Below are 253 nucleotides of genomic sequence, written 5' to 3'. Positions count from 1 at the left end.
AGAAGTGGCTAGTCTAACCGCAAGGAGGACGGTCACCACGGTAGGATTCATGACTGGGGTGAAGTCGTAACAAGGTAGCCGTATCGGAAGGTGCGGCTGGATCACCTCCTTTCCAGAGCTTCTCGCAACAATTGAGCGCTCACGCTTATCGGCTGTAAATTTAAAGACAGACTCAGGGGTCTGTAGCTCAGTCGGTTAGAGCACCGTCTTGATAAGGCGGGGGTCGTTGGTTCGAATCCAACCAGACCCACCA

Annotated in this window: 1 tRNA gene and 1 rRNA gene; both read left to right on the top strand. The window is 53.4% G+C overall.

The features are described from left to right. Positions 1-112, top strand: a 16S ribosomal RNA gene (locus DID96_RS38055); the annotation flags it as partial. Between the two features lie 64 nt (positions 113-176). Continuing rightward, positions 177-253, top strand: a tRNA-Ile gene (locus tag DID96_RS38050).

It is taken from the genome of Burkholderia sp. Bp8963 (genome assembly GCF_003854275.1).
GTDB lineage: Bacteria > Pseudomonadota > Gammaproteobacteria > Burkholderiales > Burkholderiaceae > Burkholderia.
This window is presented reverse-complemented; position numbering and strand designations above follow the sequence as displayed.